The organism is Brevibacillus sp. LEMMJ03 (assembly GCF_007197875.1).
Classification (GTDB): Bacteria; Bacillota; Bacilli; order Brevibacillales; family Brevibacillaceae; genus Brevibacillus; species Brevibacillus thermoruber.
Genome location: NZ_VKJN01000012.1, coordinates 96,625 through 119,355 on the forward strand (window position 1 = coordinate 96,625; position 22,731 = coordinate 119,355).

At 58.2% G+C, this 22,731-nt stretch carries 28 protein-coding genes; 23 read left to right on the forward strand and 5 right to left on the reverse strand.

All coding sequences use genetic code 11. The features are described from left to right. Positions 1–82: 82 nt before the first annotated feature. Entirely contained in the window at positions 83–946 is an 864-nt protein-coding gene (locus FOI68_RS16050) for an HAD family hydrolase (protein WP_255433606.1), read from the forward strand. Positions 947–1,040: 94 nt separating this feature from the next. Next, a complete protein-coding gene (gene nadA / locus FOI68_RS16055) occupies positions 1,041–1,985 on the forward strand; it encodes a quinolinate synthase NadA (protein ID WP_029098001.1) in 945 nt (314 codons plus the stop codon). Positions 1,986–2,117: 132 nt separating this feature from the next. Here nadA and FOI68_RS16060 read toward each other — a convergent pair whose 3' ends face one another. After that, positions 2,118–2,609 carry a PCYCGC motif-containing (lipo)protein gene (locus tag FOI68_RS16060; RefSeq protein WP_143863727.1) on the reverse strand — a complete coding sequence of 164 codons (492 nt, stop codon included), beginning with the start codon at positions 2,607–2,609 and terminating at the stop codon, positions 2,118–2,120. A 169-nt stretch (positions 2,610–2,778) separates the two neighbouring features. Between FOI68_RS16060 and FOI68_RS16065 the strand changes: the two genes are divergently transcribed. The 7 genes from FOI68_RS16065 to FOI68_RS16095 all read left to right on the forward strand — a co-directional run bounded on the left by FOI68_RS16065 (position 2,779) and on the right by FOI68_RS16095 (position 9,605). Continuing rightward, on the forward strand, positions 2,779–3,792 hold the full coding sequence (locus FOI68_RS16065; protein ID WP_143863728.1) for a metal ABC transporter substrate-binding protein: 1,014 nt from the start codon (positions 2,779–2,781) through the stop codon (positions 3,790–3,792). Between the two features lie 159 nt (positions 3,793–3,951). Further along, the gene (locus tag FOI68_RS16070) at positions 3,952–4,722 is read left to right on the forward strand and encodes a metal ABC transporter ATP-binding protein (RefSeq protein ID WP_035296648.1); all 771 of its coding nucleotides are present in this window, start codon (positions 3,952–3,954) and stop codon (positions 4,720–4,722) included. Positions 4,723–4,753: 31 nt separating this feature from the next. Further along, the gene (locus FOI68_RS16075) at positions 4,754–5,593 is read left to right on the forward strand and encodes a metal ABC transporter permease (protein ID WP_143863729.1); all 840 of its coding nucleotides are present in this window, start codon (positions 4,754–4,756) and stop codon (positions 5,591–5,593) included. Between the two features lie 31 nt (positions 5,594–5,624). Continuing rightward, positions 5,625–6,047 (forward strand): Fur family transcriptional regulator, encoded by a 423-nt coding sequence (locus tag FOI68_RS16080; protein WP_029097996.1) that lies wholly within the window; start codon positions 5,625–5,627, stop codon positions 6,045–6,047. Positions 6,048–6,371: 324 nt separating this feature from the next. Then, positions 6,372–7,994 (forward strand): L-aspartate oxidase, encoded by a 1,623-nt coding sequence (nadB, locus tag FOI68_RS16085; RefSeq protein WP_143863730.1) that lies wholly within the window; start codon positions 6,372–6,374, stop codon positions 7,992–7,994. Further along, entirely contained in the window at positions 7,984–8,829 is an 846-nt protein-coding gene (gene nadC / locus FOI68_RS16090) for a carboxylating nicotinate-nucleotide diphosphorylase (protein WP_143863731.1), read from the forward strand. The genes nadB and nadC overlap by 11 nt, the downstream gene beginning before the upstream one ends. Positions 8,830–8,840: 11 nt before the next feature. After that, the gene (locus FOI68_RS16095) at positions 8,841–9,605 is read left to right on the forward strand and encodes a type III pantothenate kinase (protein ID WP_035296656.1); all 765 of its coding nucleotides are present in this window, start codon (positions 8,841–8,843) and stop codon (positions 9,603–9,605) included. Between the two features lie 55 nt (positions 9,606–9,660). Here FOI68_RS16095 and FOI68_RS23560 read toward each other — a convergent pair whose 3' ends face one another. After that, positions 9,661–9,798 carry a hypothetical protein gene (locus FOI68_RS23560; protein WP_185973969.1) on the reverse strand — a complete coding sequence of 46 codons (138 nt, stop codon included), beginning with the start codon at positions 9,796–9,798 and terminating at the stop codon, positions 9,661–9,663. A gap of 61 nt (positions 9,799–9,859) precedes the next feature. Between FOI68_RS23560 and FOI68_RS16100 the strand changes: the two genes are divergently transcribed. Beyond that, positions 9,860–10,498, forward strand: a complete 639-nt coding sequence (locus tag FOI68_RS16100) for a hypothetical protein (RefSeq protein ID WP_143863732.1) — start codon at positions 9,860–9,862, stop codon at positions 10,496–10,498. Between the two features lie 227 nt (positions 10,499–10,725). Here the strand turns inward: FOI68_RS16100 and FOI68_RS24000 are convergent, their stop codons facing one another. Both FOI68_RS24000 and FOI68_RS16110 read right to left on the reverse strand, forming a co-directional pair. Then, entirely contained in the window at positions 10,726–10,938 is a 213-nt protein-coding gene (locus FOI68_RS24000) for a GNAT family N-acetyltransferase (RefSeq protein ID WP_255433607.1), read from the reverse strand. Between the two features lie 254 nt (positions 10,939–11,192). Next, positions 11,193–11,555 (reverse strand): FmdB family zinc ribbon protein, encoded by a 363-nt coding sequence (locus FOI68_RS16110; protein WP_035296661.1) that lies wholly within the window; start codon positions 11,553–11,555, stop codon positions 11,193–11,195. A gap of 696 nt (positions 11,556–12,251) precedes the next feature. Between FOI68_RS16110 and FOI68_RS16115 the strand changes: the two genes are divergently transcribed. Then, the gene (locus FOI68_RS16115; protein ID WP_221935124.1) at positions 12,252–12,599 is read left to right on the forward strand and encodes a hypothetical protein; all 348 of its coding nucleotides are present in this window, start codon (positions 12,252–12,254) and stop codon (positions 12,597–12,599) included. A 22-nt stretch (positions 12,600–12,621) separates the two neighbouring features. Continuing rightward, positions 12,622–13,491: a hypothetical protein gene (locus tag FOI68_RS16120; RefSeq protein WP_143863734.1), complete on the forward strand. Its 870-nt coding sequence runs from the start codon at positions 12,622–12,624 to the stop codon at positions 13,489–13,491. Between the two features lie 342 nt (positions 13,492–13,833). On the opposite strand, the gene FOI68_RS16125 is transcribed toward FOI68_RS16120, so the two are convergent. Next, entirely contained in the window at positions 13,834–14,166 is a 333-nt protein-coding gene (locus FOI68_RS16125; RefSeq protein ID WP_143863735.1) for an FmdB family zinc ribbon protein, read from the reverse strand. Positions 14,167–14,475: 309 nt separating this feature from the next. Between FOI68_RS16125 and cpaB the strand changes: the two genes are divergently transcribed. The 11 genes from cpaB (at position 14,476) to FOI68_RS16180 (ending at position 22,665) form a co-directional block, all read left to right on the forward strand. Next, positions 14,476–15,201 (forward strand): Flp pilus assembly protein CpaB, encoded by a 726-nt coding sequence (gene cpaB, locus FOI68_RS16130; RefSeq protein ID WP_143863736.1) that lies wholly within the window; start codon positions 14,476–14,478, stop codon positions 15,199–15,201. Next, a complete protein-coding gene (locus FOI68_RS16135) occupies positions 15,201–16,601 on the forward strand; it encodes a CpaE/TadZ family protein (RefSeq protein ID WP_029097987.1) in 1,401 nt (466 codons plus the stop codon). Before cpaB ends, FOI68_RS16135 begins: the two co-directional genes overlap by 1 nt. Before the next feature lie 12 nt (positions 16,602–16,613). After that, positions 16,614–18,098, forward strand: a complete 1,485-nt coding sequence (locus FOI68_RS16140; RefSeq protein ID WP_035296669.1) for a TadA family conjugal transfer-associated ATPase — start codon at positions 16,614–16,616, stop codon at positions 18,096–18,098. Between the two features lie 149 nt (positions 18,099–18,247). Next, positions 18,248–19,009 carry a type II secretion system F family protein gene (locus FOI68_RS16145; protein WP_255433608.1) on the forward strand — a complete coding sequence of 254 codons (762 nt, stop codon included), beginning with the start codon at positions 18,248–18,250 and terminating at the stop codon, positions 19,007–19,009. 4 nt (positions 19,010–19,013) lie between these two features. After that, entirely contained in the window at positions 19,014–19,922 is a 909-nt protein-coding gene (locus FOI68_RS16150; protein WP_143863737.1) for a type II secretion system F family protein, read from the forward strand. Positions 19,923–19,986: 64 nt separating this feature from the next. Further along, positions 19,987–20,163: a hypothetical protein gene (locus FOI68_RS16155; RefSeq protein ID WP_029097983.1), complete on the forward strand. Its 177-nt coding sequence runs from the start codon at positions 19,987–19,989 to the stop codon at positions 20,161–20,163. Further along, positions 20,160–20,639: a prepilin peptidase gene (locus FOI68_RS16160; protein WP_143863738.1), complete on the forward strand. Its 480-nt coding sequence runs from the start codon at positions 20,160–20,162 to the stop codon at positions 20,637–20,639. Before FOI68_RS16155 ends, FOI68_RS16160 begins: the two co-directional genes overlap by 4 nt. Positions 20,640–20,643: 4 nt before the next feature. After that, complete coding sequence (locus tag FOI68_RS16165) at positions 20,644–21,063, forward strand: TadE/TadG family type IV pilus assembly protein (RefSeq protein WP_029097981.1); 420 nt, start codon at positions 20,644–20,646, stop codon at positions 21,061–21,063. Continuing rightward, positions 21,060–21,569 carry a hypothetical protein gene (locus FOI68_RS16170; protein WP_141669730.1) on the forward strand — a complete coding sequence of 170 codons (510 nt, stop codon included), beginning with the start codon at positions 21,060–21,062 and terminating at the stop codon, positions 21,567–21,569. Before FOI68_RS16165 ends, FOI68_RS16170 begins: the two co-directional genes overlap by 4 nt. A 93-nt stretch (positions 21,570–21,662) precedes the next feature. After that, positions 21,663–22,280, forward strand: a complete 618-nt coding sequence (locus FOI68_RS16175) for a DUF4046 domain-containing protein (protein WP_044898584.1) — start codon at positions 21,663–21,665, stop codon at positions 22,278–22,280. A gap of 106 nt (positions 22,281–22,386) precedes the next feature. Then, complete coding sequence (locus tag FOI68_RS16180) at positions 22,387–22,665, forward strand: hypothetical protein (RefSeq protein ID WP_029097978.1); 279 nt, start codon at positions 22,387–22,389, stop codon at positions 22,663–22,665. Positions 22,666–22,731: the final 66 nt, after the last annotated feature.

The window sequence follows — 22,731 nt, forward strand, 5'->3', positions numbered from 1 at the left end:
TGGATCAACGGAACACGAACGGAATGAAAAAGTGCAGGAGCGGCAGCCTGCGCTTTTCTTTTAGCAAAAGGAGGAGATCGCGTTGTTTTCCCAACTGCGCTTGGCGGCATTTGACATGGACGGTACGCTGTTGAATGAGGACGCACGGATGACGGAGGCGACCCGGGAGGCGTGCCGCCTGCTTCAGGCCAGCGGCTGCAAGCTGGTGCTGTCGACGGGCAGGACGTACGCGTCGGCCCGGCTTCCGATTGACGACTTTCCGTTTGACGGCTACGTCTGCAGCAACGGGGCGGCCGTGTATGAAGCGGACGGACGGCTGGTACAGCGCACCTTTTTGCCGACGGACATGGTGCGGGAAGTGGTGGATACACTGAGGCAGGAGCTGCTGTATTACGAGCTGCACGACACGGCCAGCAACCGCTGGATGGTGCAGGAAGACCGGGAGCGCATAGAATCGCTGATCGGGGAGGATACTTCGGTGGAAGGGCTGGCGCTGCGCCGCTTTTCGTTTTACGAGTGGTCCCGCGTCGCACCGCTGGAGGAGATGATGCGGCTGGTCTCGACAGGCGAGGCGGAGATCGTCAAGCTGTTTGTCTGGCACCCCGTCCCGGAGCGGCTGGAACCGGTGCGCCGGCGGCTGGAACAGTGGAGCGAGGCCGTGGCGATCACCACATCGGGTCCCTACAACATCGAGGTGATTCCCAAACACGTATCCAAATGGGAGGGACTTCTCTATTTTTGCCGCAAGTGGGGCTTTGCGCCGGAACAGGTCATGGCGTTTGGCGACGCGGACAACGACCGCGAAGCGCTGACCCATGCCGGCTACTCCGTGGCGATGGAGAATGCGGACCCGGCGATCAAGGCAATCGCCCGGTTTATCGCCCCGCACCACAACGAAGACGGGGTCGCCCGGTTTATCCGGGAACGCGTGCTCGGGCGCGGGTAAAAACCAGCAGTTCCCCCAAGGACAATACATTGACAAGGGGGAGCGTTGGGATTACAATGGCCCTAAGTTATGACACCATGTAGGGGGATAATCCATGGAAGCCTTGGCGTTAGAGAAAAAAGCGCAGCGAAATGCTGAGTTACGCGAACGGCTGATGCAGTTGAAAAAGGAACGCAATGCCATCATCTTGGCTCACTACTACCAACGGCCGGAGATTCAGGAAGTGGCTGACTATATTGGAGATTCGTTCGGTTTGGCCCAAAAGGCGAAAGAGACCGATGCGGACGTGATTCTGTTCTGCGGTGTTCACTTCATGGGAGAAAGTGCAAAAATTCTCAATCCCAACAAGAAGGTGATCATCCCCGACGAGCGGGCCGGCTGTCCGATGGCCGACATGGTCAACGTGGAAGGCCTGCGCCGCCTCAAAGCCCAGCACCCCAACGCCAAAGTCGTGGCGTACATTAATACATCGGCAGACGTGAAAGCGGAAACATACATCTGCTGTACGTCCTCCAACGCCAAACGGGTGATCGAGTCAATTGACAGCGACGAGATCATCTGGGTGCCGGATAAAAACCTGGGCCATTACGTCTCCCAGTTTACCGACAAGAAAATGATCATCTGGGAAGGGTACTGCAACACCCACGACCAGCTCTCCGTCGAAGACATCATGACGCTGAAACGGCAGCATCCCAACGCGCTGGTCGTCGTCCATCCGGAGTGCCGTCCGGAAGTGGTCGCCCTGGCGGACTACGTCGGCTCCACGACGGGCATTCTGAAGTTCTGCCGCGAGTCCTCCCACAAGGAGTTCATCATCGGGACCGAAGACGGCACGCGCTACATGCTGGAGAAGGACAGTCCGGACAAAACCTTTATCTTCGCGTCCAAGTACCTGGTCTGCCCGAACATGAAGGTAAACAACCTGAAAAAATGCGTGGAAGCCTTGGAAAACATGAAACCGGAAATCTACGTGCCGGAGGATGTCGCCAACCGGGCCCGCGCTTCGCTGGAGCGCATGCTGGAAGTGGCGCCGGCGTAACGAAAAAGGCTAGCAAACAGGCAAAAACCTGCACCCTTGTGCGCAATGCGCGGGGGAGCAGGTTTTTTTGCTTGTGGGGGGTTACGGCATTCATGCAGGGGAAGCGTTCCTTGCGGGATGGGATGCGCGTGATTACGACGGCATCGGGGTTGGCGTCGGTTCGGCGTAGCCTTCCTTGTAGGTGTTGTCGATAAACTGGCGGATTTCCTTGACCGATTTGCCCTCCTGCTTCAGCTTGGACGAGATGACGGCGATTTCCATGCAGACGCCGCAGCGCGTGCCGTGATCGTCCCAGACGATGGAGCCGTCTTCCCTTTCTTCCTTGATAAAGCAGTTGCCGTTGTGCTGGTGGCCGGCGCTTTCCCCGCAGCCGCAGTAGCAGGGGATGGATTTCAGCAGGTCGCGGTTGGCGGCGGCGATTTTGTAGGCCTCTACGATCCGGGGATCCAGGTCGTTCAAAAAGCTGGGCAGTTGGTCCGCCGAGGCGGTCAGTTCCTGCAGGTCTCCGTTGGGGGCGTGCTGCTGGTGACCGGCGTGGCCGCCCTGGGCGTTATCCTGTGAAGCGCAGCCGGCAATCAGGGCTGCGGCCAGGAGACTGATGGAGAGCAACGGTTTCCGTTTCATTCGGGACATACCTCCTCGCGACAATCATATCATATCCTTGTGCAGAAAGTGTGAAGGCAAACAGATAAATCGGAACAAATCCTATTTACATTCCGGGCAACTGTCCGTATAATTAAGAACGACATTTTGTAAATCGTAATGATTATGAATTTGGAGAGGACGAGTGAGGATGAAAAAGAGCCTGTTGGCTATGCTGAGTGTCATCACGGCGGCAGCGCTTGCCGGCTGCGGAGCGCAGGAAGCCTCCCAAAACGCGCCGCAGGCGGATGCGGGCGCGTCCAAACTGAAAGTGTACACCTCCATCTACCCGCTGGAGTTCGCGGCCAAGCGGATCGCCGGCGATCACGCCGACGTGGTCAACATCGTGCCGACCGGCGTCGAACCCCACGATTTCGAACCGACGGCCCAGGACATGGTCGGTCTGTCGGGAGCCGATCTGTTCATCTACAACGGCAGCGGCTTTGAGGCGTGGGTGGACAAAGCGGTCGAGGGTCTCGACAAAAACAAGACGGCTGTGGTCAACGCCACGGAAGGGCTGGAGCTGCTCAAGGCGGCGGAGGATCACGAGCACGGCGACGAACATCAGGAGGGGACCGCGGAACAGGGTCACGAGGAGCACCAGGAAGGCTCCACGGCGGAGGCCCACGAGCACGAGCACGGGGAGTTTGACCCGCACGTGTGGCTCGACCCGACCATGCTGAAGGCGCAGGCCGAAAAAATCAAGGAGGCGCTGGCGCAAAAAGACCAGGCGCACGCGGCCGATTACGAGAAGAACTTCCAGCAACTGGACAGCGACCTGGACCAGCTTGACAAGGAGTTCAAGGAGATGGTGGCAAAAGCGCCGAAAAAAGAATTTATGGTCTCCCACAGCGCGTTTGCCTATCTGGCCCACCGCTATGGATTGGAACAGGTGGCCATCTCCGGACTCAACCCGGCGGACGAACCGTCCCCGGCCGACATGAAAGAACTGGTGGAGCACGTCAAGGAGCACAACATCTCCTACGTTCTGTTTGAAACGCTGGTCTCTCCGAAAGTGGCGGAAGTGATCGCCAAAGAGGCAGGCGTGAAAACGGGCACGCTCAACCCGCTGGAAGGACTGACCGAGGAGGAAGCCAAGTCCGGCAAGGATTATCTCTCCATCATGCGCGACAATCTGAACATGCTGCGCGCAGCGCTGCAATAATCGACACGTCGGATGCCGCTCCCCCAAAGCGGCATCTTTTTTATGAAATTGCTGTTTTGCCTGGGTCTGCTGTAAACGGCGGCCTTGTGAAACCGGCCAAATCGTAGTAGGATGAAGTAAGCAAATCAGAACAAATCCGATTTGAGAAGGGATTGTCTTATGGAACGGACACATCAGGAAGAGGCCGTGGTAAAGCTCACCTCGGTCACCTTTCAATACGAAGACAAAGTGGTGCTGGACGACGTCACCTTTACGCTGGAGCGGGGCGATTTTGTCGGCATCGTCGGTCCCAACGGGTCGGGCAAATCGACGCTGATGAAGCTGATCCTCGGCCTGCTGCCGGCGACAAAAGGGAAGGTGGAACTGTTCGGGCAGCCGCTCTCCCGGTTCCGCGACTGGACCAAGATCGGCTACGTCGCCCAGCAGGCCGCCCACGGAGCGGGTGGCTTCCCGGCTACCGTGCGGGAAGTGGTCTCCTCCGGCCTGGTGGGCAAGGTCGGGCTGTTCCGCCGCCTGAAGCCGCATCATCACGAGAAGGTGCGGGACGTGGTGGAACGCGTCGGCTTGACGGAAAAGCTGGACCAGCGGATCGGCAGCCTGTCCGGCGGTCAGCTCCAGCGGGTGTTTATCGCCCGGGCGCTGGTGGCGGAGCCGGAACTGTTGATCCTCGACGAACCGACGGTGGGCGTGGATCAGGAATCGATCGACCAGTTTTACGAACTGCTGCGCTCGCTCAAGGAAGAGAACGGCATGACGATGATGATCGTCAGCCACGATGTGGGCGTGATGACCCAGTGGGTGAACAAGGTGGCCTGCCTGCAGCGGCGGCTGCACTTCCACGGGACGGCGGACGAGTTTGCCCACAATCACGAGCGAATCCTGCAGCAGATGTACGGCGACACGGTGAAGCTGCTGGCTCACCATCATTGACAAACGGGGAACGGAAAGAAGGAGTATGAACATGCTGGCTGACTGGTGGCAGTATGACTTTTTGCGCTACACCCTGCTGTCCGGGGTGCTGATTGGACTGATTTGTCCCATCTTGGGGACGTTTTTGATTGTGCGCCGCCTGTCGATGATGGCAGACGGCCTGTCCCACGTGACGCTCTCCGGCGTGGCGGCGGGGATGCTGCTGTCCAAAAAGGTGGCGCTGTTTCAGGCGATCAATCCGCTGTTTTTCGGCATGCTGTTTTCGGTGGCGGGGTCGCTGTTTATCGAGCGGCTGCGAAAGGTGTACAAATCGTATCAGGATCTGGCGATACCGATCATCATCTCCGGCGGGCTGGGGCTGTTTACGGTACTGATCAGCATCGCCAAAGGGTTTAACGCCGACCTGTACTCGTATTTGTTCGGGAAGATCGTCGCCGTGACCAAGGACGACTTGTATGCGCTGATTGGCGTGGCGGCGGTGGTGCTGGTCACCGTGTTTTTGATGTACAAGGAGCTGTTTGCCGTCTCGTTTGACGAGGAATTTGCCCGCGTCTCCGGCGTGGCCCGCCGGTCGATCAACCTCTGGTTCATGGTGCTGGTCGCGCTGACGATCGCGGCGTCGATGCGGATCGTCGGCGTGCTCTTGATCTCCGCGCTGATCACCATTCCGGTGGCGGCCAGCCTGCAGATTGCCGGCAGCTTCCACCAGACGATCCTGTACGCGATCGTGTTCGCGGAGACGTCCGTGCTGGGCGGACTCTACCTTGCCTATCTGCTGGACTGGGCTTCGGGTGGTACCATAGTGTTGATGGCTGTCCTCATCTTGTTCGCGGTCTTGGGTGTGAAACGGCTGAGGGCCGCTCTGCGGTAAGACCATAGTTTTGCGGGAAGGAGCGTTGGCGATGACGGTAGAAGAAGCGCTGCAGATACTGAAAGAAAACGGGTACAAATACACCGGCAAACGGGAAGAGATGATCCGCATCTGCGCGGCAGAGAAACGGTACCTGTCGGCCAAGGAAATCATGGAACGAATCAAGGACCACTACCCCTCTCTCAGCTTTGACACGGTCTATCGCAACATCTCCACGTTTGTGGAACTGGGCATCCTGGAAGAGACGGAGCTGGACGGGGAAGGGAAGTACCGGCTGGCCTGCTCGGCTGACGGCCGCCACCACCATCACGTGATCTGCACGGTATGCGGCAAGACGTCGGCACTGCCCGGCTGTCCGATGAGCGTGCTGCAAGCGATCCCGGAGGAATTCCAGGTGACCGGCCACAAGTTTGAGGTGTACGGAACGTGCAAGGAGTGCCGGGCGGCGCAGTGAGTGCGGGGATGGCCCGCCTGCCGACGATACGAGAGGAAGGGAATCCCTCAGAGAAAGGGACGAGATGGGGTTTCCGCCAACGAAAGTGTTAGCGAAACATGCCGCCTGGAGATGGGCGGCATGTTTTCGTTTTGTTCAGCCGCTCCAGGGTTCGAGGGGGCTGGAGGCAGTGTGAATGTTCGCGGCTGGCTGTAACGAGCGGCAATCGGCCATCCGCTCGTTTGTCCGGCGGCATACCGGCTTTTGGCTGCAAACGGGTATTTGCTATAATGAGTGGGACAAGATGTGCCATTTGATCACGGAAGAGAGAAGGGACACAGTGGTATGATCCCCCGTTATATCGTTGACTTTGACCTGCATTCCCTGCCTCGCGTAAAAACGGACGTGGCGGTAATCGGCGCCGGGATTGCCGGATTGTACACGGCGCTCCAGGCGAGCGAGTACGCCGACGTGGTGATGATCAGCAAGAAGGGGCTGGACGACAGCAACACCCGCTGGGCCCAGGGCGGGATCGCCGCTGTGACGGCCAAATCGGACTCCCCCGCGCTGCACCGGCAGGATACCTTGATCGCCGGAGCGGGCCTCTGCTCGTACGCGGCGGTGGAGGTGCTGGTGCACGAAGGGCCGGAGCGGTTGAAAGAGCTGATCGCGTACGGTACGGAATTTGACAAGGACGCCCAGGGGCGTTATGAGCTGACCAAAGAGGGAGCGCACAGCAAGCGGCGCATTTTGCACGCCCACGGCGACGCGACCGGGGCGGAGATCGTCCGCGCCTTGTCCGCCCGTGTGCGCGAACACGCCAACATCACCGTGCTGGAAAACCACTTCGCGATCGACGTGGTGACGCAGGACGGCGAGTGCGTCGGCGTCATCGTGCAGAACCCGGAAGGCGGCCTCTTTTTCCTCGAGTCAAACGCAACCGTGCTGGCGACGGGAGGAGCGGGTCAGCTCTACCGCTACACGACCAACCCCGACATTGCTACGGCAGACGGGATCGCGATGGCGTACCGCGCCGGCGCGCGGATCAAGGACGTGGAGTTTATCCAGTTCCACCCCACCGCGCTGTACTACCCGGGGGCGCCCCGTTTTCTCATCTCGGAGGCGGTGCGCGGCGAAGGAGCCATTTTGCGCAACACCAGCGGCGAACGGTTCATGGAAAAGTACCATCCGCAAAAAGAACTGGCTCCCCGCGACGTCGTGGCCCGGGCGATCGTGTCGGAGATGGAGAGGACCCATTCGGCCTACGTGTACCTGGATATTACCCATGAGTCGGAAGAGCTGATCAAGCACCGGTTTCCGACCATCTACCGGTTCTGCCTGCAGTACGGCCTGGACATGGTGACGGACTGGATTCCGGTGGCGCCCGCCTGCCACTACATCATGGGCGGGGTGCAGACCGATCTGAACGGCGAGACCTCCACCAGGCGGCTGTTTGCCTGCGGGGAGGTGTCCTGCACGGGGGTGCACGGCGCCAACCGGCTGGCCAGCAACTCGCTGTCGGAGGCGGTGGTGTTCGGCCACCGCATCGTTCGCCGCATCCGCGAACTGTCGCCGCTGCCCGAGGTGCGTCCGTTTGCCGCGGTGGAACCAAAGCGGACGTCCCGCAGCGTGGACACGCGGGAGCAGCGGGTCCGACTGCAAAAGCTGATGCTGCGCCACGTGGGATTGAAGCGGCAGGAGAAGGGACTGCGAAAAGCGCTGGACGAGCTGGAGCGCATGCAGCGGTTCTTTTACGGTGTGTACCGCGACCGGGAAGCGTTTGAGTTTCTCAACCTTCTGAATACCGCCGTGCTGACGACGCGCGCGGCGCTGCTGCGGGAGGAAAGCCGGGGCGGTCACTATCGTATCGATTTCCCCAACAAGGACGACCTGATTTGGCGCAAGCACATCATCCAATCGATCGGCGAAGGCGTGCGCGAGGAGAGTGAACAGTACGATGTGGAGTAAACGGGAATTGCAGCGCAAAATCGAAGAGTGGCTGCAGGAAGATATTGGCTTTGGCGATGTGACCACGATGAGCACCATCCCGGAAGAGGCGCAGGGCGTCGGGATTCTGTACGCAAAGGAAGCGGGCGTCATCGCCGGTCTGCCGGTGGCGCAGTTGGTGTTTAAGACCGTGGATCCGGCGCTCTCTTTTACCGCTCTGGTGAAGGAAGGGGCCCGCGTCGAAAAGGGGGAGCAGATCGCCGAAGTGAGCGGCTCGGTCCGCTCCATTCTCAGCGGGGAACGGCTGGCGCTCAACCTGCTGCAGCGCCTCTCCGGCATCGCCACCCGGACCAGCCAGTACGCCCAAGCCGTCGCCGGGACCAAGGCGCGGGTGGTGGATACGCGCAAAACCACGCCGGGGCTGCGCATGTTGGAGAAGTACGCGGTCCGCGTCGGCGGCGGACACAACCACCGCTACGCCTTGTACGACGCGGTGATGATCAAGGACAACCACATCAAGGGCGCCGGCGGCATTGCCCAGGCGGTGGCAGCGGCCCGCGCGGCGGTTCCGCACACGATGACGATTGAGGTGGAGACGGAGACGCTCGACCAGGTGCAGGAGGCGCTGGACGCGGGGGCGGACATTATCATGCTGGACAACATGCCGCTGGACGTGATGAAACAGGCGGTGGCGCTGATTGGCGGCCGCGCCGTGGTGGAGGCCTCCGGCGGCGTCACGCTGGAAACGATCCGGGCCATCGCGGAGACGGGCGTGGACGTCATCTCCGTCGGGGCGTTGACGCATTCGGTCAAGGCGCTGGATATCAGTCTCGATCTCAATACACGGAAACGGTAAGGGGAACCCGCATGCTACTGGTGATGGATGTCGGCAACTCCAATATTGTCATGGGGCTGTACGCGGGCGAAGAGCTGCGGCACCACTGGCGGATCGCCACCGACCGCAACAAGACCGAGGACGAGTACGGCATGCTGGTCCGCAGCTTGTTTGACAGCGTCGGCCTGACGCTGGATCAGGTGGACGGGGTGATCATCTCTTCGGTGGTGCCGCCGCTCAACTTTACGATCGAGCGGATGTGCGACAAATACTTTCGTATCAAACCGCTGATCGTCGGACCGGGGATCAAGACCGGCCTCAACATCAAGTACGAGTATCCCCGCGAGGTGGGCTCGGACCGGATCGTCAACGCGGTGGCGGCCATCCACCACTACGGCGCGCCGCTGATCGTCGTCGACTTCGGGACGGCCACCACGTTTTGCTACGTGGACGAGCGGGGCCAGTACTGGGGCGGAGCGATCGCTCCGGGGATCGGCATCTCCACGGAAGCGCTGGTGAGCCGCGCCGCCAAGCTGCCGCGCATCGAGATCGCCAAACCGCCCAGCGTGGTGGGGCGCAACACGATTGCCGCCATGCAGGCCGGGATCTACTACGGGTTTGTGGGCCAGGTGGAGGGCATCGTCCGGCGGATCATCGCCGAGTACAAAACCCGTCCTACCGTGGTGGCGACCGGCGGCCTGGCCTCATTGGTCGCAGGCGAGACGTCGTGCATCGACGTGGTCGATCCCTACCTGACCTTGAAGGGACTTCGCCTGATCTACGAACGGAATCAATAAGGGGCGTACGCGCAGGAAATGCGTACGCAGTGGGAAGGAAAAAGCCGCAGCTTCGTCAGGAACGCTGCGGCTTTTTGCAGGAAAGCACTTCCGGGTCGCCGGTGTCGAGGTTGTCGATCATGCCGCTCGGCACATACCCCAGCCGGCGGCAGAGACGCTGCATTTGCTGGTTGGAGAGGTTGGTTGAAAACAAAATAGTACAACTGACATTAACAGGTCTTTACAAGAAGCAAAAAATAGGATGGAGTGATTGTATGATTCGAAGATTAATTCTATTCTTAACACTGGCTTTACTATATAGTGGATGTAGTAATACCGAGAAATCAATAAACAACGAGCAAGTTACCCAATCAATAAATGAGTCTACATTTCCGGCTGACAATCCCCCCATTGTTGGCGATGTAACAGACGAGAAAAGCATAGAACAGCCTATCAAGGAGAGGTTGGTTAAGCATTATAATCCGAGATCGGTAAGTGATTTTGAGGTTACGAATTACTCTAAAATAAGCAAGACAATATTTTGCACCATCAACTTCAAGGTGGACGGTAAGCTGCATTATGGGCTTGTTCATGCCTTTCCCAAAGATAAAGGCTGGGTAATTCAAACAATCGATGAGGGGCCCGAAATCGCTGTACCTGTTGCGTTACAAATGACTGTGGGTAATGATCTAATTGAAGAAAATGAAACGATAGAAAAGCCGTTTCGAATTTATTCAGGCTATATACATGACAAAAGGGTAAAACAAATAAATATTACTACGACTGATGATCGTATGTATGTTATTAAGATAAGTGAAGACCAGAAACAGTTTCTGTATGTGTCTCCTCGAAAGGAAGAGAAAGCTAAAATCGTAGCACTAGATAAAGATGGAAATATGATTTACCAACAATAAAAGTAGGAGGTAGAGGCTACCCCATCCCCTTTCCTCTCACACTACCGTACGGATTGTTCGGTAAACGGCCAGCGTTTCTGTTTGTGGGTAAATGACGATATATCCAAAACGATCATTTTGAACGTGAAGATGGAAAGGAATAAAGACGGAAAGCAATGGGTTGTCGAGTTAGCAAAAAGTAAAATAATTCCAAATCGAAAAATACGTCACAAAAAGCCGCAGCTTCGTCAGGAACGCTGCGGCTTTTTGCAGGAAAACGCTTCCGGGTCGCCGGGGTCGAGGTTGTCGATCATGCCGCTCGGCATATACCCCAGCCGGCGGCAGAGGCGCTGCATTTGCTTGTTGGAGAGGTTGGTCGAGACGAACAGTTTCTCCGTCGGGCAGACCGCCTCCAGATAAAGGAGCAGTGCTTTGCCAATGCCTTTTCGCTGACGGTGCAAGGATGCACAACGATCAGTTCGACAAAGCTCTGGCGAAAAAACGACTGGTCCATGACCGCATACCCCACCACCTCGCCGTCTTGCCGGGCTGCGTAGCATCGTCCGGCAGTGATCCACTGCCGAAGCTGCCCGTTTCGTCCAATATCGCCCAGCACGGTCGCGTCGATACGGCAAATGGCGTCGGCGTCGCGTGCCGTCGCCTGTTCAATCGAAATCATTCCAGCCACCTGCCCTGCGGGAAGATCGAGGTACCTCTAATCATACCACGATTCACTGGCCAACCTGCCACGGACGAATGGGGACATGGGCGAGGCGCCGTATCGGTGTGAGCGGGCATGGGTGTGGTGCTCGTGATGTCCGTGGTGGCCGAAATGTCCGTACCGGCCGTGCTGATGCTTCAAGCTGCGGGCCGGCTCCTTTTTCCCCACGTGGAGCACCGTGTTTTGCACGCTCCGGGTGCGCACCGCCTGGGAGGAGGTAGCCGGACCGACCGGGGAAAAGAGCCGGGCCGCCGGCTTCCGGCACTCGGGACAGTGGACCGGCTCCGCTGCCTGGGCTGTGCTGCGGTGCAGGTCAAACACACCGCATGTTTCACAGAAAAACGGGTAAATGGGCATGGGCGTTCCCCCTTTTTGGCAATGTCTCGTTGCTGCCCCCTAGTAAGTCCATATGCGGGGAGGTGGGGAAATAAACATGGTTTTTGACGGGGACGACAGGGTGATCTCGGATATGGGAAGGAAAAGGGTAAGGACCGTTCACAGAATAAACACAACGTCTTGCAAGCTGCCGCTCCACATCTGGAGCGGCTTTTTCGGGGTTTTCGCCGGTTTTTTCATTTGGATAACCCCACTTCGGATGCACTTTTCTCTTTTCTGTATTCGGAAAACCGGAAATAGGACCTATTTACATTTATGAAAAACAATGGTAATGTTTGGCTGGAAGAACGTGATGGACTCACGTGTAGACGGGTACTGAAAGATGCATGGTTCTTTTCCAACGTAACTACTAGAAAAGGGAAATTTTACTTGAAAATTTTTATTCCAATATTGCTTCTCTTTTGGTTATGTTCTTTCTTGGCAAAAGATGAGGCTGATTTAAAATGGTTTGATACATCAGAAGATGCAATACATTAAAAAGTGAAGGGATAACCCAAAATTACATAGTTATGGAAAGTTTGCATGGTATAAAGTCGACCATCCTGTGAGGCGGTTGCAGCTCCACGTTATGTTGAAAACTTAAAAGGAGATCGAAATGTTAGATCGGGGCCTGGATTAAGTTATCAAATCATCAAAACATTGTCGTACAATGATGATGTGGTAGCTTACGGTAGTAGCGACGATTTTGACTTCTATGCTGATGGTTGGAATTGGTTCCATCACTACTACCCGGATAGCACCTATGGTTATTCGAAATCTGGTTACCTTGCTTATTACGACGGTGTCGGTGAATATATTGAAGATACTACTTCTGTTTATTCAGGTTCCACTTATTATAGTTATGCTCAAGCATGTCCGTTGGGCTCACAATATAAAAGCCACACAGGTACGGTCTATGCTTCTGGATTATTAGTGGCCTCTAGTTGTAACCCGAGAGCTTGGCAAGTTGATGTTATGGGAAATGCAGCTTATGTTGATGGTATGAAGGTTAATGCCAGAAAATAAAAAATTTTAGGTGGTGTTCAAAATGAGTTTGAAGAAAAAAGCTGCATGGGCCTTGGCTTCAGCCGGGGTAGCCTCTATCTGTTTGATTACGAACGCAACTTCAAATTCACCAGTTCTAGCTCAAAATTCGACGGTAAGCAATCAGGAAGTAAATTCGACGGTAAGCAATCAGGAAGTAAATTCGACGGTAAGCAATCAGGAAGTAAATTCGACGGTAAGCAATCAGGAAGTAAATTCGACAGCAAGCAATCAGGAAGTAAATTCGACAGCAAGCAATCAGGAAGTAAATAGTGCTTTTGTTAACGGGAAGCCGAAAATTGAACATATTAAAGTAATAAACAAAGATGGCAGCTACATTGAAACATGGAGAAATCTTGTCACTGGTGAAGAACGTGTTGATACTGTCGATGCAGCCAATCATTTGCAAAACAGAACAATAGTAACGGAAAACGGAAGCCGTGTTTATGTTATCAGCAATGTTGAAGGGAAACTGGTAGGAGAAACTTGGAAGCTACCCGAAGCTATCGCGAATGAAAATCAAAAAATAAATAAGCTTTCTTTGATTGAGAATAAAAAAGCGCAGTTTTCAAAAGCAGAGAAAGTGGGAAAAGAAAAGGTTAACGGTAAAGAAGCTGTCAAACTGAAACACACGGATAATCACCCGAGGTTCGGTGAGGTGACGAGATTTCTTTTTATTGATGAAAGCACCGGGCTTCCATTCAAAACAGTAACCTATCACAAAAAAGATGGAAAAGATGCATTAGTAAATGAATCGACCGAAGAATACAACGTGATTACCGATATTCCAGAAAATCTGTTTAAAGATTTTGCAGGAGCTGAAATCAAAGAGGTAACAGAGAAGATGAACGAAAAACCGGCATCAACCGGATAATGAAATCGGTCAAACTCGAACAGACCGGCTCCTGAGAGAAGGAACAGCGCTTCGCCAATGCCTTTTCGTTCACGGCGCGGATGCACAACTGGCTCCACAAAGCTCTGGTGAAGAAACGACTGGTCATGACCGCAAGCACCACAACCTCGCCGTCTTGCCGAGCTGCGTAACCACTGACGAAGCTGCCCGTTTCGGCCCATGTCGCCCAGCACGGTCGCGTCGATACGGCAAATGGCGTCGGCGTCGCGTGCCGTCGCCTGTTCAATCGAAATCATTCCAGCCACCTGCCCTGCGGGAAGATCGAGGTACTTCTAATCATACCACGACTCAATGGCCAATCCGTTACGGGCGGCTGGGGGCATGGGCAGAGGCGCCGTACCGGTGTGAGTGGGCATGGGTGTGATGCTCGTGATGTTCGTAATGGCCGAAATGTCCGTACCGCCCGTGCTGATACCACGAGCTGCGGGCCGGCTCCTTTTTCACCACGTTGGGCACCGTGCTTTTCTCTCTCCGGGTGTGCAGCGCCTGGGAGGAGGTAACCAGACCGACCGGGGAAAAGAGCTGGGCCGCCGGCTTCCGGCACTCGGGGCAGTGGCCCGGCTCCGCTGCCTGGGCTATGCTGCGGTGCAGGTCAAACACACCGCATGTTTCACAGAAAAACGGGTAAATGGGCATGGGCGTTCCCCCTTTTTGGCAATGTCTCGTTGCTGCCCCCTAGTAAGTCCATATGCGGGGAGGTGGGGAAATAAACATGGTTTTTGACGGGGGGCGACTGGATGATCTCAGGGCGGGAAAGAAAAGGGTAAACCGCAAATCGCTGCTCCGCTGGGTAGGGTTTCGCATGTCGCTCTGCCTGGAAACATGCTTCTCCGTCAATCCAAACGTTTTGTCCTCCGTCTGTGCCGCTCCACACCTGGAGCGGCTTTTTTTGTCCCGCCGTCCCCCTGTACGCTGATGGCAGAACACAGGAGAGGAGGTTGCGGGATGTCGATACATCCGCTGCGGCTGGTGGCGATCCTGCTGTTGGCGGCCTGCGTGGCGGCCGGTGCATATCACGTGCTGAAGCCGCACACCATCGCCTACGTCAAACTGCGGGAGGGAGTCGCCAAAGAGAGCGGCCAACGGCTGGAAGCGTCCGACCTGGAGCGGGCGGAGCTGTCGCTGGGCGGCCTGTTTCGCATGCAGTCGTCTCCGGTGCCCGGGCTGATTGCGTGGGAGGAGGCGCCGCGCTTTGTCGGCCGGCCCCTTGCTCGCCGGGTGGAGGGAGGACGGCCGCTGTTGGCGGAGGATGTGGAACGGCCGGGAGAAGCAGGGCAGGAGCGGGCACTGGGCGCATCCATGACCGGCATCAGCATCCCCGTCGACAACGTGTCCGGTGTGACACCCTACGTCGCCGTCGGGGAGCGGGTGCACGTGTACGCATCGTTTGAAGACGACGCCGGCGCCCACACGGGGCTGCTCCTGAAAAACATGCCGGTCATCGGCGTCCAGCGGGAGATGGAGGGGGATCATCCCCGGCTGCAGGCGGTGACCCTGTCGCTCGAACTGGACGAGGCCGTTCTGCTCACCCATGCGCTTCACTACGGCAAAATTCGCCTGGGACAGGCGTCAACGGCGGACGGGCAAAAAGCGGGTATTGGCGACGCGGCGTTTGCCGGCGCCTTGATCAAGACCAAAAAACGATGGATCGACGGAGAGGAGGAACGTTAGTGAGAAAACGACTGCTGATCGTGGATGACGATCCCGCCGTGGGCAGCGCGCTTGGGGAGCAGTTGGCGGGCAGCCGGTGGCTGGAGCCGTGCGGCCAGGCGGAGAATGTGGAAGCCGCCTGGCGGATGCTGCGTGACGCCCGGCCCGATCTGGTGCTGCTGGGCGGGATCAAGGAGGCGGAACGGGGCGTGCTGTGCCAGCAATTTCGGCTGGCGTTTCCCCATTTGGCGTTTATCGCCGCCTGCGGGACCCGGGAGCTGGCGTGGGAACCGTTTTTTCGCAACCTGGGCATCTGGGTGATCGCCAAGCCGATCCAGCCCGGACAGTTGGAGGCGCTGGCGATGCAGCTCGCTTCCCTGCAGGTCCTGCCGATGGGGGGAGTGCAGGCGGGAGGAGCCCCATCGTTTGCCGGAGAGACAGGACCTACGCCCGGTCTGCACGCCGCCGAGGCGAGACCGGTCCAGCCTTACCTGGCGGGCCGCTCGTCGACCAAGCACCTGATTACCGTCTACGGCCCCAAGGGAGGGGTGGGAAAGACCTTTCTGTCGCGGGAGCTGGCGGTCTACTTTTCCCTGCAAAAGCGGGACGGACGGCCGCTCAAGGTGCTGGCAGTCGACTTTAACCTGGATCTGGGCACGTTCGCCACGTCGCTCAATCTGCCGCGTTCGCCCAACCTGTTCACCTGGGTGCAGGAAATCGATGCCCGGCTGCACGAGCTGGTTCGCCGTCACGGCCGAGATCCGCTGGACGTACGCCCCGAGGAGTGGCAGGAGTATGTCGCGGCCGTACACACGCAGCCCGAAGAGGTGGACAAGTACGTCGTCACCTATGAAGAGACGGGCCTTCACGTGCTCACGTCGCCGCGGGACATCCGGCACAGTTTTGAGATTCGCGACTACCACCTGTACCTGATGCTGGAAACGCTCAAACACAGCGCGTACGACGTGATCCTGATCGACACGGCTCCCGATACGACGGACGCGACGATCCAGGCGCTGTTTTTTGCCGAGCGGGTGGTCATGGTCGGAAATCCGGTGGTGGATTCTATTGAAAATATTCAACGGATGTTAAAACTGCTCCGGGAGGCGGAATACCCGGAGGAGCGGATTCAATTGTGCATGAACCGGCTGCAGAAGAGGGAGATGTTTACGCTGGACGAGATTCGGGCGTATTTTCACCTGCATCCGAGCAAAAAGATCCATCCGATCCCGGATGACGCCGAAGTGAAAAAGTCGATTAACACCGGGACGCCGGTTGTGCTTCATCCCGGCAGAAGCGCGGCGAAAGAGGCGATCGAAGCGCTCGGCAGCATCCTGCTGCCGCTGGACGCGGCCGAAAGCGGCAGCGTCAAGGGAAAAGCGAAGGAGCGGCCTGCCTTGTTGAAATGGCTGTGGCGGTAAGGAGGGGAAACGATGAATTTTGACCGAAAAACGCTGCTGGGGATTCAGGCGGCGGGACGGGAGCGGTTTGACCTGCGGTCGCATGTGCGGGAAACGGCGCGTGCGTCGCAAACGCTGAACGAGCGGATGCACATGCCGCAGCCGGCCGGGGACAAGCGGGTGCCGGCGGAAACAGAGGCGGCCGTCCGCACGCAGATTGTGGAGAAACACGGGAAGCGGCTGTGGGAAGAGAAGCATCAGCCGGCGTATCTGGACGAGCTGGCCCGCGATATCCGCCTGCTGCTGGAGACCGGCACGACGCTTGCCTCCGCCCATTTGGAAGCAGAGGTGGAGCGGCTGCTGCGCTCGCTGATTGGCTGGGGCCCCTTGGACCCGCTGCTGGAGGACCCGGACATCACGGAGATTTTGTTTCACCGCTACGACCGCTTGGTGGTGGAGCGAAAGAGCACGGGAAGGCTGGAGGTGCCGGATGTTCCCGTGTTCCGGGACGAGGAGGAGATGCTCCGCCTGCTGGAGCAGATGGCCGCCGCGATGGGCCGGGAGTTTAACGAAACCAAGGCGGAACTGAACACCCAGCTCCCTGACGGCTCTCGAATCGCGGCTGCCCACCGCTCCATTTCGCCGGACGGCCACATGCTGACGATACGCAAACACCGCGATCTGCTGACAGAGGCGGACTACCTGGCCTACGGATCGATCTGCGAGCCGATGCTTGCCTTTTTGCAGTGGGCGGTCGGCCTGTCCCGCGCATCCGGGCTGGTCAGCGGCGGGACGGGGTCGGGCAAGACCCATCTGCTCAATCTGATCTCGCAATACGTGCCCCACCACTTGAGCATTATCACCATCGAGGATGTGCTGGAACTGAAGCTGCAGCATCCGTTCGTCCGCCGTTTTCTGGCCAAACCGCCCAACCACGAGGGAAAAGGCGGGTTTTCCATCCGAGATTGTGTCCGCCTTTCGCTGCGCAAGCGGCCGGACGTGATTATCGTCGGCGAGGCGCGCGGAGGGGAGATCGTCGACATGCTGTGGGCGATGAACACCGACCACCCGGGAAGCTGGAGCACGGCCCACGCCAACTCACCGCGGGCGCTGGTCGATTCCACCCTGCCCATCCTGTTCGGCAAAGCGGAAGAGACGTACAGTTCGTTGGAGCGCAACCTGATGATCGGTTCGGCTCTCGACCTGATCGTGCAGGTCAAGCGGTTCGAGGAGGACGGCAGCCGCAAAGTGGTGGCGATCACCGAGGTGGTGGGAACCGGCCAGTCGCACGAGGAGCTGATCCGGCGGGCCTGCAACGTCAGGCAGGTCATTGGCGACCGCGTCTATTTGCAAGACATTTACGTGTACGAACCGACAGGCGTACGGGACGGCAGAGTGGTGGGACAGTTCAAATGGACCGGCTACAAGCCGGAGAAGCTGGTGCGGCGCTGGCTGGAAAAGGGATTGCGTCCGGAAGAGGCGGAACGCGTCTTCTTTCCGACGCCCATCCCGATGTAGGAGGGACAAACGATGGCCGATATCGGAATGTTGGTTGCCGCCGGGGCCGGCGCGGGAGTCGTCCTGCTGCTGCTTCCCCGCCGTTTCTTTCAGGGCGGACCGGCGGGCAGGCACGCGATCGTCGATCAGCTTCAAAGGAACGAAAGACCGTGTGGGACCGGCTGGACGAGCGGCTGCAGCAGTCGGGTTCAGGAATGGGGGTCCATCAATACTTGGCGCTGGTCTGCCTGTTCGGACTGGTTGCATACGGGCTGAGCGGGCAGATTTTGCGTTCCTGGTGGCTGGCGCTTCCCGCCCTGCCCGCAGGCATCCTGTTTGCGGAGCGGCTGGTCAGCGTGTTGGGGGCGAGGCGAAAAGACCGGTTCGAAGAGGATAACGTAAAGGCGATTCGCTTGATGGCAAGCTCGCTCCGGACCTCCCCGTCCTACCTGCACGCATTTGAAGAGGTGGCGGCCAGTCCGTACGTGAACAAGACCGTAACGGACGAATACCGCCGGGTGGTGGAACTGCTGCGGGCGCAGGTGCCGCTGGATAAGGTGATGGCGGCCTTTTACCGGCGGACGGGCTCGGCAGACGTCCGGTATCTGGCGACCATCGTGCAGATTCAGCGGGAAATGGGCGGAGACATGGCCAGAACGCTTGATTTGGCGGCGTCCACCATCCTCAGGCGGCGCCAGTCGCTGCGCAGGCAGAGGGCGGCGACGGCACAGATCGTGGCGCAGGTCAACGTGCTGAGCGTCATGCCGTTTGTCTTTGTTACCGCCTTGTACGCAAACAATCCGCTCCATTTTGATCCGCTGACGGCAACGGTTCAGGGGCGCCTGTCCATCCTGGGCGCGCTGCTCTCCATTTTGACCGGCGGAGAGGTGATCCGCCACCTCGCCCGCAAAGGCATTCACAAAGGAGGATGACCCGGTGTTGTTGATCAGCGCGCTGGCCGGGGTGGCCGTGCTCTTGTTTGGGCTGCCCGCCTGTCTGGAAAAGACGGCTGCGGATGAGGGAGATTTGTTCGGGCGGATCGAGCGGGAGCGGCAGGCCCGCCTGGCGGAATCCTTTCGCCGGCGGCGTTCCTCCTGGACGATCGTACGCGCATTGGAGCGGCGTGAACGGTGGCTGGAGTCGCTGTGCCGATGGACGGGCGTGGACCGAAAGAAAACGGCGGACATGCTCTACCGTCTGCGCTCCCCGATCACGGTGACGGAAGTGGCGCTGGCCAAGGCGGTGGGCGGTGCCGTCATGCTGGGAGCGGTCTTGCAGATGGCTGCCCGGCTGTACAGCGGGCGGGAGTGGAGTGTGCTTGCTGCCTGGCCGATGCTGGGGGCCGTCCTGACGTTTTTGCTGCCCACCCTGCTCCTGGAATGGGCGGACAAGCGAGCGAAAGCGGAGATGGCGGAACAGGTGCCGGTCTTTTTCAGCATTGTGCAGGCGCTTGTCGAGGCGGGCATGCCGATACAGGCAGCAGTCAAACAGGCGGCCCGCCGCTTTGACGGGAGGCTGGGACGCGAACTTGCCAGGCTGGAAGTGGAAGAGAAGCGCTGCGGCAGTTGGCGCAAGGCGCTGGAGGAACTGGCCTTTCGCTGGGAAGTGGATACGCTGACGGCCATCGCCTTGGAGATCAACGAGGCGATCAGCAAAGGCGTAAGCGTGGCCCCCATGCTGGCCGTACAGGTGGAGGAGCAGGTCCGCCAGCAGGAAGACGAGGCTTCCGCCCACATGAATCGGCTGAATGTCCGGCTGCTGCCGTTTGTGATCGTGCTGATGGGCGTACCCCTGCTGTACCTGGTAATGGGGCCCGCCTTCATGGGCATTGGCGCCCGGCTGTAATTTTTTTTGCGGCACCCGCTGTCTTTTGTCAGAGTGATAGTACACACCGCAAAGGAGGGATTGTATGTCGTTCGTTCGCGAATATGTGCGCAGATTTGCCCGGGAGGAGGATGGCGTCACGATTGTGGAGATGGTGATCATCATCGCCGTCATCCTGATTCTGATCATTCCCACGCTGGCTACCCTGGGGGAAGCGGAGGACGCCAAGCTGAAGGAACTGGAGGAAAAGATCAGCAAATGAAAGAGGCGGTCTTGTTCGCCCTGCTGGCGGCGGCCGCGTGGTCTGACTGGCGCTGCCGCAAGGTGCCGAACAGGTTGACCATGCCCGCAATGGCCGCGGGTCTGCTCTATCAGTGGCAGAGCGGGGCGGGATGGCCGGCGTTGGGCGGTTTGCTGGGGGCGTTTCTGCTGACGGTCGGGCCGGTCGCGGTGCGGGGCATGGGGATGGGGGACCAGAAGCTGCTGATGGCGGTCGGCGCCTGGACCAGTTGGGCGGAGGTGTATCCGCTGTTTCTGCATTCGCTGCTGCTGTGCCTGGCTGTGGTCTGCTGCCGTCCGGGGACGTGGCGGCGGCTGCGCCTCAATGTGCACGGCCTGGCGGCGGGCTGGACCGCCCACAGGCAGTTGTGGCTACCTGGACGGGCAGAATCGGCCCTCGTTTTTCCCTATGCGGTTTTCCTGCTGGCCGCCTATTTGCTGCAGCCGGCTTGGAGGTAAGCGGATGAGAAAGCGATGGAGCCGTTTCGTTTGGGACGAGCGGGGCAGCCAGCTCCTGGAGTTTGTTCTGGTGTTTCCGCTCGTCTGGATCTTGTTCGTGTTTACGTTTGACCAGTTTACCGTTCTCTACAACCGGCAAAAAGCGCTGGAGGCCGCCTACGAGGCCGGGCGGATCGCCGCCGTGCAGCCCAATTTCGGACTGGCGCAGTACCACGCCAGGGAACGGGGCGAGGCGGAACTGGAGCAGGGCATTGGCACGACGTGGGGGGAGGTGCGGCTGTCCCTGCAGGGCGGGACGTGGAAAAAAGGAAATCACGTCGAGGCGAGGGCGACGATCGCGTTTCGCCTGCTTGCATCCGGCACGCCGCAGGAAGTGACGGAAAGCTATCACGTGATGATCGAAAACGCGGAGGAAGGAAGATGATGCGCTTGCGCGGGATAAGCGAGCGGCTGGCGGAGGAGCGCGGGACCATCACGTTGACTGCGCTCTTTTTTCTCCTCTGTCTGGGCGGACTGGTATCGCTGCTGCTGCTCTTGGGCCAGGCGGGACTGTTGAGCATGCAGGCGCAGCAGACGGCCGACATCGTGTCCAAAGGGGCGCGGGCGGCAGGAAAGTGGGAGTACATCGACGACCAGGGCAGCAAGCGGACGTATCTGTTCGCCACGACGAGGGAAGCGAGGCGGCACAATGCCGACATCGTTCGCGGCGCGAGGGAGGAGGCGGACATTCTGTGGCGTCTGAACAGTCCGGCCGTGGAACGGCGGGCGGATGAAGCAGTGATCATTCATCAAAAGGGAGAGCAGAAACATTTGTACCGGCAGGGCATTTATCACGTACGCGTGCAGGTTTTCAGCCGACTTCCTCTCCTGTGGCAAGAGGTCGAAGCCGGGCTGGACAGAACGTCCCAGTCGGGAATCTATGATTTTTGAACCAGATGCGCACGGGCGAACCGTTATTTTTGTCCTATTTCTGCATGGTAACGTAACAGTATATTCCAGAAATGGGACAGGAGTGAGGTAGCAGTGCCGTCAAGAATTGTCGAACGGTACAAGCGTATTCTCAACGGAGAACAGAAGCGCTTTTCGCCGTACGAATTTGAAGATGCCCAATACCGCAAGCAAAAAGTGCAGCTTGTCTTGCGGTACGCGATCGAACAGGTGAAAAAATGGACACCGGAGCAGGCGCGGAAGGAGTTGAGCATCAAGGACGTCAAGGAGCTGAAACTGCATCTGGTCCGCGAGTACATCGACCCGCCGATCGAGGCAAAGCCGGAGGACGTCTACTACATGGTCGAATTTGCTTATCCGTATCTTCCGCGGATGCCGGAAAAACAAAAGGTGCTGTGGGTGTACCAGGAAGTGCTGGCGGGCGTCCGCCGCCACTTTCCGCCGCTTTACTTTCAGAGTGTCAAGGGGGAGGAACGGGCCAAAATCTGTTTCGACTTCATGTGCCGCGAACTGATGAAGCTGCAGGACCTGCGCCAGCTCCCCCGCATCTTCGGAAAGACGGAGCAGGCGTACAGCCTGCTGAGAAAGTACAAGCTGAAAATCCTGGTCGATACCCTGTATTTCTCCCCTTTCGACATGATCACCGACATGTATCCCGAACTGGCCGATCCTGATTTGTGGAATGAAGCGTAAAAATTATTTGCGTCCATGCGCTGTCTTTTCTTACGGTAAGGGTAGTTTCATTGGCTTATAAGCACATGAAACGGCCGTATGTTGGTGAGAAAAGGAGGCGTTGCGCATGGCAACAGTAGAAGCTCACCAAGATTGCTCCGCAAACGTGGAGCTGCTTTTGGGCAGGCGAGTCCGCTACCAAAAGCACAAGCCCGGCAGGCATCTGTCGTTGGACCGCATGCCGCAGGGAGTCTTTCAAATCGAGTCCGTGCACCGATTTGGAAGCAGAGTTGTACTCAATGACGGGGCTGTCACGATGGAGAGTGCTCCAACCGTCATGGAGCGCGGGGGAAGAATCGCTCTTCTGCTCGCAACGGGAGAGGAACTCTACTTTTTCGCGGAGTAGACCTCTCGGGATTCGCCTTGCACGAGTGCGTGCGAGGCGAATCATCCCCCATTTTTCCGATATGAA

What these genes read in the sequence shown, in the direction of transcription:
- FOI68_RS16110 (WP_035296661.1), bottom strand. Translation starts at nt 11,555, where the DNA reads ATGCCCATTTACCCGTTTTTCTGTGAAACATGCGGTGTGTTTGACCTG.
- FOI68_RS16170 (WP_141669730.1), top strand. Translation starts at nt 21,060, where the DNA reads ATGATGCGCTTGCGCGGGATAAGCGAGCGGCTGGCGGAGGAGCGCGGG.
- FOI68_RS16125 (WP_143863735.1), bottom strand. Translation starts at nt 14,166, where the DNA reads ATGCCCATTTACCCGTTTTTCTGTGAAACATGCGGTGTGTTTGACCTG.
- nadB (WP_143863730.1), top strand. Translation starts at nt 6,372, where the DNA reads ATGATCCCCCGTTATATCGTTGACTTTGACCTGCATTCCCTGCCTCGC.
- nadC (WP_143863731.1), top strand. Translation starts at nt 7,984, where the DNA reads ATGTGGAGTAAACGGGAATTGCAGCGCAAAATCGAAGAGTGGCTGCAG.
- FOI68_RS16155 (WP_029097983.1), top strand. Translation starts at nt 19,987, where the DNA reads ATGTCGTTCGTTCGCGAATATGTGCGCAGATTTGCCCGGGAGGAGGAT.
- FOI68_RS16065 (WP_143863728.1), top strand. Translation starts at nt 2,779, where the DNA reads ATGAAAAAGAGCCTGTTGGCTATGCTGAGTGTCATCACGGCGGCAGCG.
- cpaB (WP_143863736.1), top strand. Translation starts at nt 14,476, where the DNA reads ATGTCGATACATCCGCTGCGGCTGGTGGCGATCCTGCTGTTGGCGGCC.
- FOI68_RS16180 (WP_029097978.1), top strand. Translation starts at nt 22,387, where the DNA reads ATGGCAACAGTAGAAGCTCACCAAGATTGCTCCGCAAACGTGGAGCTG.
- FOI68_RS16080 (WP_029097996.1), top strand. Translation starts at nt 5,625, where the DNA reads ATGACGGTAGAAGAAGCGCTGCAGATACTGAAAGAAAACGGGTACAAA.
- nadA (WP_029098001.1), top strand. Translation starts at nt 1,041, where the DNA reads ATGGAAGCCTTGGCGTTAGAGAAAAAAGCGCAGCGAAATGCTGAGTTA.
- FOI68_RS16140 (WP_035296669.1), top strand. Translation starts at nt 16,614, where the DNA reads ATGAATTTTGACCGAAAAACGCTGCTGGGGATTCAGGCGGCGGGACGG.
- FOI68_RS16095 (WP_035296656.1), top strand. Translation starts at nt 8,841, where the DNA reads ATGCTACTGGTGATGGATGTCGGCAACTCCAATATTGTCATGGGGCTG.
- FOI68_RS16060 (WP_143863727.1), bottom strand. Translation starts at nt 2,609, where the DNA reads ATGAAACGGAAACCGTTGCTCTCCATCAGTCTCCTGGCCGCAGCCCTG.
- FOI68_RS16100 (WP_143863732.1), top strand. Translation starts at nt 9,860, where the DNA reads ATGATTCGAAGATTAATTCTATTCTTAACACTGGCTTTACTATATAGT.
- FOI68_RS16070 (WP_035296648.1), top strand. Translation starts at nt 3,952, where the DNA reads ATGGAACGGACACATCAGGAAGAGGCCGTGGTAAAGCTCACCTCGGTC.
- FOI68_RS16075 (WP_143863729.1), top strand. Translation starts at nt 4,754, where the DNA reads ATGCTGGCTGACTGGTGGCAGTATGACTTTTTGCGCTACACCCTGCTG.
- FOI68_RS16165 (WP_029097981.1), top strand. Translation starts at nt 20,644, where the DNA reads ATGAGAAAGCGATGGAGCCGTTTCGTTTGGGACGAGCGGGGCAGCCAG.
- FOI68_RS16120 (WP_143863734.1), top strand. Translation starts at nt 12,622, where the DNA reads ATGAGTTTGAAGAAAAAAGCTGCATGGGCCTTGGCTTCAGCCGGGGTA.
- FOI68_RS16160 (WP_143863738.1), top strand. Translation starts at nt 20,160, where the DNA reads ATGAAAGAGGCGGTCTTGTTCGCCCTGCTGGCGGCGGCCGCGTGGTCT.